We start from the raw sequence: 7,317 nt of genomic DNA, 5'->3' as shown, positions 1-7,317 counted from the left end.
GTTCGAGGTCGGCAAGGACCACGTGGGCTCCGGTGGTGTGGTGCGTGACCCGGAGCTGCGCGTCGCCGCGGTACTGGATGTCGCGAAGACGGCAGCGTCGCTGGGACTGCGTACCGTCGGTGCAGTGGCCAGTCCGCTGCCGGGACCGTCGGGGAACGTCGAGTACTTCCTGTGGCTCCGCGCGGATGTCACACCCGGGACGGATGATGTACCGGTCGAGTCGATAGAAGAGTTGATCCGCACCGCGGTGCAGGAGGGACCACAGTGAGCGGGGGAAGTAGCGGCACCCAGCAACGCGAGCGGGAAATCCTGCTCGTTGCGCACCCGGGCCGCGCCGAGATCACGGAGACCGCGCGACGCGTCGGCAAGATCTTCGAGCGGGCCGGGATCGGACTGCGCGTCCTCGTCGACGAGGTCGACAGCACCCGCATCGAACCGATGGACGGCATGGCGGCCGACGAATTCCTGGTCCCCGGGCTGGAAGTCACCATCGTGCAGGCCGGCCCCGACGCCGCCCTCGGTTGCGAGATGGTGCTCGTCCTCGGCGGAGACGGAACGTTCCTGCGGGCAGCGGAACTCGCCCAGGCCGCGTCCATTCCGGTTCTGGGCATCAACCTGGGCCGCATCGGGTTCCTCGCGGAAAYGGAGGCCGAGCACCTCGACGAGGCGCTCGCCCAGGTGGTGCGTCGTGAGTACCGCATCGAACACCGCATGACGCTGGACGTGCTGGTCCGGGTGGACGACGAAATCATCGAACGCGGCTGGGCACTCAACGAGGCGAGCATCGAGAACCGGTCCCGGCTCGGTGTCCTCGAGGTGGTGCTCGAGGTGGACGGCCGCCCCGTGTCGGCCTTCGGCTGCGACGGCGTCCTCATCTCCACCCCGACCGGGTCGACGGCATACGCGTTCTCGGCAGGTGGCCCCGTGGTGTGGCCGGAGCTGGAGGCCCTGCTCGTGGTCCCGAGCAACGCGCACGCGCTGTTCGCGCGCCCACTCGTGACGAGCCCGAACTCGCTGATCGCGGTGGAGACGGTGGCCGGCAGCCACGACGGTCTGGTGTTCTGCGACGGTCGCCGGACCCTCGAGCTACCCGCGGGCGCCCGCGTCGAAGTGGTGCGTGGCAAGGAACCCGTTCGGTGGATACGACTGGATTCGGCGCCGTTCGCAGACCGGATGGTGCGAAAGTTCGAGCTGCCCGTCACCGGGTGGCGAGGAAGGAAGCCCTAAACGTGCTGGCAGAGATCAGGATCGACAACCTCGGTGTGATCTCCGAGGCGTCGGCGCAATTCCACGAAGGTTTGACGGTGCTCACCGGTGAGACCGGTGCGGGCAAGACGATGGTGGTGACGAGCCTGCACCTGCTCAGCGGTGCGCGGGCAGACGCGGGCCGGGTGCGTCTCGGCGCGCCCCGTGCCGTGGTCGAGGGCCGGTTCATGACGGACGAGGGCTCGGAGCACGTCGAACGGGCCGTGACCCGGCTCCTCGAATCGACCGGCGCCGAGCGAGACGAGGACGGCACCATCATCGCGGTGCGGACCGTCGGCAGCGACGGACGGTCCCGCGCCCACCTGGGCGGGCGCAGCGTTCCGGCGGGTGTGCTGTCCGAGTTCACCGACCCACTGCTCACCGTCCACGGGCAGAACGATCAGCTGCGGCTGCTCCGGCCCGACCAGCAGTGCGCCGCCCTGGACAGGTTCGCGGACAAGACGGTCGGCCCGCTGCTGGCGCGGTACCGCAAGCACCGCGACGAATGGGTGACCGCGCGAACCGAACTGATCGAACGCACCGGGCGCACCCGGGAACTCGCGCAGGAAGCCGACCAACTGACGTTCGCCCTCAACGAGATCGACGGCGTCGCGCCCACCCCGGGTGAGGACGAGTCGATCGTGTCGGAGGTGCGCAGGCTCAGTGAACTCGACTCGCTGCGCTCTGCGGCCGAGGAAGCGCACGCCGCGCTCGCCGGCGGCGACGACATGGACGGCGACGGCGTCGGCGCACCCGCGTTGGATCTGTTGTCCGAGGCGCGGGCCCGGATCGAATCGGCCACCGACCCCGAACTGGACGGGCTCGGACCGCGCCTCGCCGACGCGATCGCRGTGATCACGGACGTCTCCGCCGACCTGACCACGTATCTCGCCGGGCTTCCCGCGGATCCGGGGGCACTGGACTCCTTGCTGTCGCGGCAGGCGGAACTGAAGAACCTCACCCGCAAGTACGCTGCCGACGTCRACGGCGTACTGGAATGGGCAGACAACGCCCGTGCGAGGCTCGAGAAGATCGACGTGTCCTCCGATGCATTGGCGGCGCTGACGAAGCAGGTCGAGGAGTCGGCGGCGTCCACCGCGGAGGCCGCGTCGAAGCTGACCGCTGCCCGCGTCAAGGCGGCGGTCAAGCTCGCCAAGGCCGTCAGTTCCGAACTCGCTGGTCTGGCGATGGGCCGGGCCGCTCTCGAGGTGTCCGTCCGGCCCCGGATCGCCGGACCTCAGGACACGGCACCGCTCACCGTCGACGGGACGGAACTGCACGCGGGTTCGTCCGGCGTCGACGAAGTGGAATTCCGGCTGTCGGCGCACAGCGGCGCACAGTCGCTGCCCATCAGCAAGAGCGCGTCCGGCGGTGAACTCTCGCGCGTGATGCTGGCACTCGAGGTGGTGCTCGCCGGTTCCGACTCGGGCGCGACGATGGTGTTCGACGAGGTCGACGCCGGCGTCGGCGGTCGGGCCGCAGTCGAGATCGGCCGGCGACTGGCCCGGCTCGCCCGGACACACCAGGTCATCGTCGTGACGCACCTGCCGCAGGTCGCGGCGTTCGCGGACACCCACCTGGTGGTCGACAAGGTCGACGACGCGGACGGCGTCGTCAGCAGTGGTGTGCACACGCTCACCGACGACGAACGGGTTGTCGAACTGGCGCGCATGCTCGCCGGACTCGACGACACCGAGACCGGTCGCGCCCACGCGGAGGAGCTCTTGGCCACCGCCAACGCCGAGCGTTCCGCCTGACCGGTCCTGCGGACCGCCCGCACCCGTGGTAATGGTGTGACTGATGTGGTAAACGGTTCGGCGCGCCTCCACAGGTCGGTCCGGCTTCCGGTCCATCATCGAACTCATGAAGATGCTGGCACTGCTGTCACGTAACACCGAAACTTTGCCTGGGGTCAGCGGCATCGCCAGGGTGGATCGCAACACGGCCAAGTTGCTGCGACGCGTCGGACCCGGTGACATCGTCGTTCTCGATGAGCTCGACCTCGATCGCGGGACCGCGGACGCCCTGGTGAAGGCCGGCGTTCTCGCAGTGATCAACGCGTCGCCCTCCATCTCGGGGCGCTATCCCAACCTCGGACCGGAGGTGATCGTCGCCAACGGGATCCTCCTGGTGGATTCGGCAGGCACCGAGATCTTCAAGAGCATCAAGGACGGCAGCAAGGTCCGGGTGAACGGGGGAGGTGTCTACTCCGGGGAACGGCGCATCGCGAAGGGCGACGAACAGACCGAGGCGGAGATCTCCGACCGGATGATCGAGGCGAAGACCGGTCTGGTCGACCACCTCGAGGCGTTCTCCGGCAACACCATCGAGTTCATCCGCACCGAAAGTCCGCTGCTGATCGACGGAGTCGGCGTCCCCGACGTCGACGTCGACATGAAGGAACGGCACGTCGTGATCGTGTCCGACGGCCCGGACCACGCGTCCGACCTGAAGAACCTCAAGCCGTTCATCAAGGAGTACTCGCCGATCCTCATCGGCGTCGGGGCAGGCGCCGACGTCCTGAAGTCGGCGGGCTATCGCCCCGACCTCATCGTCGGCGACCCCGAGGACATCACCAGCGCCACGTTGAAGTCGGGCGCCGAGGTGGTGCTCCCCGCCGACCAGGACGGTCACGCCCCCGGTCTGTCACGGATCCAGGACCTCGGCATCGGAGCGATGACGTTCCCCGCCTCCGGGTCCCCGTCCGACCTGGCGCTGCTGCTGGCCGATCATCACGGCGCGTCGCTGATCGTCACGGTCGGGAGCACCGTCTCCCTCGACGAATTCTTCGACCGCGGCCGCCGCGACAGCAACCCGTCCGCGTTCATGACCCGGCTGAAGGTCGGGCCGAAACTGGTGGACGCGAAGGCCGTGGCGACCCTGTACCGGAGCCGCGTGTCGGGCGGCGCGATCGCGCTGCTCGTACTGGCCGCACTGGTTGCGGTGATCGTGGCCCTGGTGGTGTCGAACATCGGTGGTGAGGCACTGGACTGGGCCGTCGCGACATGGAACAGCTTCGCGTTGTGGGTCCAGGGGTTCTTCAAGTGATTTCTCTGCGTCACCATGCCATTTCCATAGCGGCGATCTTCCTGGCTCTGGCAATAGGCGTGGTGATGGGTTCCGGCCTGTTGTCGAGCGGTCTCGTCTCGGGGCTGCGCGACGACAAGGCCGACCTGCAGACCGACGTGGAGAAGGCGAACGAACGCAACAACCAGCTGACCGAGCAGCTGAACTCGGCGGACGGCTTCGATTCCGCCGTGGGCGGCCGCGTGGTGGCCGACACTCTGGCGCAACGCACCGTGATGGTCGTGACGACCCCGGATGCCGACCCCGCCGACCTCGACGGGGTCAACCGCATGATCGCTCAGGCAGGTGGGTCGGTGGCCGGCCGGGTGTCGTTGACCGATTCGTTCGTGGACGCGACGGGCGGTGACCGGCTCCGGACGGTCGTCAACAATGTGATCCCTGCGGGTGTCACGTTGAAGACCGGGGCCGTCGACCAGGGCAGCCTCGCAGGCGACCTGCTCGGTTCGGTCCTCATGCTGGGTAAGGAGACGGGCCAGCCGCAGAGTTCCGCACAGGAGATGGCGCTCGCTCTCGAGACCCTCCGCGGTGCGGGATTTGTCAGCTACGACGACGGTGCGGTCCAACCGGCACAGGTCGCGGTGGTGCTGACCGGCGACCGCGACGTGGAGGACGGTGTCAGCGGCAACCGCGGTGCGGTGGTGGCCCGGTTCGCGGGCGCGCTGGATTCGCGCGGTGCCGGGGCGGTTCTCGCCGGGCGTCCGGCGTCGGCGCAGGGCAACGGTGCGGTCGCCGTCGCGCGGGCCGACGCGGCCCTCTCCGCGGCGCTCACGACGATCGACAACATCGACCGGGAAGCGGGCAAGATCACCGTTCCGCTCGCGCTGCAGGAGCAACTGAACGGCGGCGCCGGCCGGTACGGCACCGGGCCCGGCACGACCGGAGTCACCGTCGGGGCCACCCCGGCGTAGCGCGCGTCACATCGGGGCGGGCAATCGCGGCRCGTTGTTTCCGGGACGTACGACAAGGTGTTACCGTGAAGTCCCGTGGGTCGGCAGGCCCCAGCATTGCTCGAACAGACCAAGCCCTGCACAGTCGTCACGGGAGCCCCTTTGCCACAGTCACGCACTCATTCGCGTACCGCTACCAAGCACATCTTCGTGAGCGGCGGCGTCGCCTCCTCACTCGGCAAGGGCCTCACAGCCTCGAGCCTCGGGCAATTGCTCACCGCGCGGGGAATGCGCGTGACCATGCAGAAACTGGATCCGTATCTCAACGTCGATCCGGGCACGATGAACCCGTTCCAGCACGGTGAGGTCTTCGTCACCGAAGACGGCGCCGAGACCGACCTCGACGTCGGCCACTACGAGCGCTTCCTCGACCGCGACCTGTCCGGTCAGGCGAATGTCACCACCGGCCAGGTGTATTCGACGGTCATCGCCAAGGAGCGGCGCGGTGAATACCTCGGCGACACCGTCCAGGTCATCCCGCACATCACGGACGAGATCAAGAGCCGGATCCTCGCCATGAGCGGACCGGACCTCCAGGGACACCAGCCCGACGTCGTCATCACCGAGATCGGTGGCACCGTCGGTGACATCGAGTCGCAGCCGTTCCTCGAGGCCGCCCGTCAGGTGCGCCACGACGTCGGTCGCGACAACGTCTTCTTCCTCCACGTCTCCCTGGTTCCGTACCTGGCGCCGTCGGGTGAGCTCAAGACGAAGCCCACCCAGCACTCGGTCGCGGCCCTGCGGAACATCGGTATCCAGCCCGACGCGCTCATTCTGCGCTGCGACCGCGAGGTACCCCCCGCGCTGAAGAACAAGATCGCGCTCATGTGCGACGTCGACGTCGACGGCTGCATCTCGACCCCCGACGCGCCCTCGATCTACGACATCCCGAAGGTGCTGCACAGCGAGGGCCTCGACGCCTACGTGGTGCGTCAGCTGGGTCTGCCGTTCCGCGACGTGGACTGGACCGTGTGGGGCAACCTGCTCGAGCGCGTCCACCAGCCGCGCGAGACCGTGCGGATCGCCCTGGTCGGAAAATACGTCGACCTGCCGGACGCCTACCTGTCCGTCACCGAGGCGCTGCGCGCCGGCGGCTTCGCGAACCGCTCGAAGGTGGAAATTTCCTGGGTGCCGTCCGACGCGTGTGAGACGGAGGCGGGCGCGCAGGCCGCCCTCGGCGACGTCGACGGCGTGCTGATTCCCGGCGGCTTCGGAATCCGCGGTATCGAGGGCAAGCTCGGCGCGATCCGGTACGCCCGTCACCGGAAGATCCCGCTGCTCGGACTGTGCCTCGGCCTGCAGTGCGTCGTGATCGAGGCTGCGCGCAGCGTGGGTCTCGACGACGCCAACTCCGCCGAGTTCGAGCCCGAGACCACGCACCCCGTGATCTCCACGATGGCCGACCAGGAAGACGTCATCGCCGGCGAGGCGGATCTCGGCGGCACGATGCGCCTCGGCGCGTACCCCGCCGTCCTCACGAAGGGGTCCGTGGTGGCCCGCGCGTACGGCAGCGAAGAGGTGTCGGAACGTCACCGTCACCGCTACGAGGTCAACAACGCGTACCGCGACCGGATCGCGAAGAGCGGACTCCGGTTCAGCGGAACCTCGCCCGACGGTCACCTCGTCGAGTTCGTCGAGTACCCGGCCGACCAGCACCCGTTCTTCGTCGCGACGCAGGCGCACCCCGAGCTGAAGAGCCGTCCGACGCGTCCGCACCCGCTGTTCGCGGCGTTCGTCGACGCGGCGCTCAAGCACAAGCTCGAAGAGCGGCTTCCCGTCGACGTGCACGGTGAGGAGCGGGCCGCCGCCGTCGCTACCGATGACGAACTCGCCGACTCCGCCGACCGCGACGAGGTCGCGTCCGTCGACAGCGCGGGATAGGGCGAGACCGACCATGACCGACACCGGCCGGCACGAATTCGAGACTCTCGACTCGCGCGCCGTCTACAGCGGCGCGATCCTCGCCCTGCGCGTGGATCACGTCGCGATGCCGGACGGCCGGACCGCCGAACGTGAGGTCGTCGAGCACCACGGCGCC

The 7,317-nt window shown here is 68.6% G+C and carries 6 protein-coding genes and 1 pseudogene; all 7 read left to right on the top strand.

The genetic code is table 11. The features are described from left to right. Window positions 1-268, top strand: a 268-nt coding sequence (locus AC1D1G_RS38620; RefSeq protein ID WP_477956232.1) for an SAM-dependent methyltransferase, incomplete at its 5' end; no start/stop codon positions are given. After that, the gene (locus AC1D1G_RS38615) at window positions 265-1,227 is read left to right on the top strand and encodes an NAD kinase (protein WP_477956231.1); all 963 of its coding nucleotides are present in this window, start codon (window positions 265-267) and stop codon (window positions 1,225-1,227) included. The genes AC1D1G_RS38620 and AC1D1G_RS38615, both read left to right, overlap by 4 nt. Window positions 1,228-1,229: 2 nt before the next feature. Next, window positions 1,230-3,002: a DNA repair protein RecN gene (recN, locus tag AC1D1G_RS38610; protein ID WP_477956230.1), complete on the top strand. Its 1,773-nt coding sequence runs from the start codon at window positions 1,230-1,232 to the stop codon at window positions 3,000-3,002. A gap of 106 nt (window positions 3,003-3,108) precedes the next feature. Beyond that, window positions 3,109-4,293: a putative cytokinetic ring protein SteA gene (gene steA / locus AC1D1G_RS38605; protein ID WP_477956229.1), complete on the top strand. Its 1,185-nt coding sequence runs from the start codon at window positions 3,109-3,111 to the stop codon at window positions 4,291-4,293. Next, entirely contained in the window at window positions 4,290-5,240 is a 951-nt protein-coding gene (locus AC1D1G_RS38600; protein ID WP_477956228.1) for a copper transporter, read from the top strand. The genes steA and AC1D1G_RS38600 overlap by 4 nt, the downstream gene beginning before the upstream one ends. A gap of 141 nt (window positions 5,241-5,381) precedes the next feature. Then, entirely contained in the window at window positions 5,382-7,160 is a 1,779-nt protein-coding gene (locus tag AC1D1G_RS38595) for a CTP synthase (protein WP_025432832.1), read from the top strand. A 13-nt stretch (window positions 7,161-7,173) separates the two neighbouring features. After that, window positions 7,174-7,317: pseudogene (locus AC1D1G_RS38590) on the top strand (ADP-ribose pyrophosphatase); the annotation flags it as partial.

Source organism: Rhodococcus sp. P3_B8 (assembly GCF_056402775.1).
The sequence above is the reverse complement of the archived record's forward strand: the minus strand, read 5'-3'. Positions and strand labels throughout refer to the sequence as shown.

Bases quoted from the DNA above. Each gene is read 5' to 3' on its own strand.
- steA (WP_477956229.1), top strand. From the start codon at position 3,109: ATGAAGATGCTGGCACTGCTGTCACGTAACACCGAAACTTTGCCTGGG.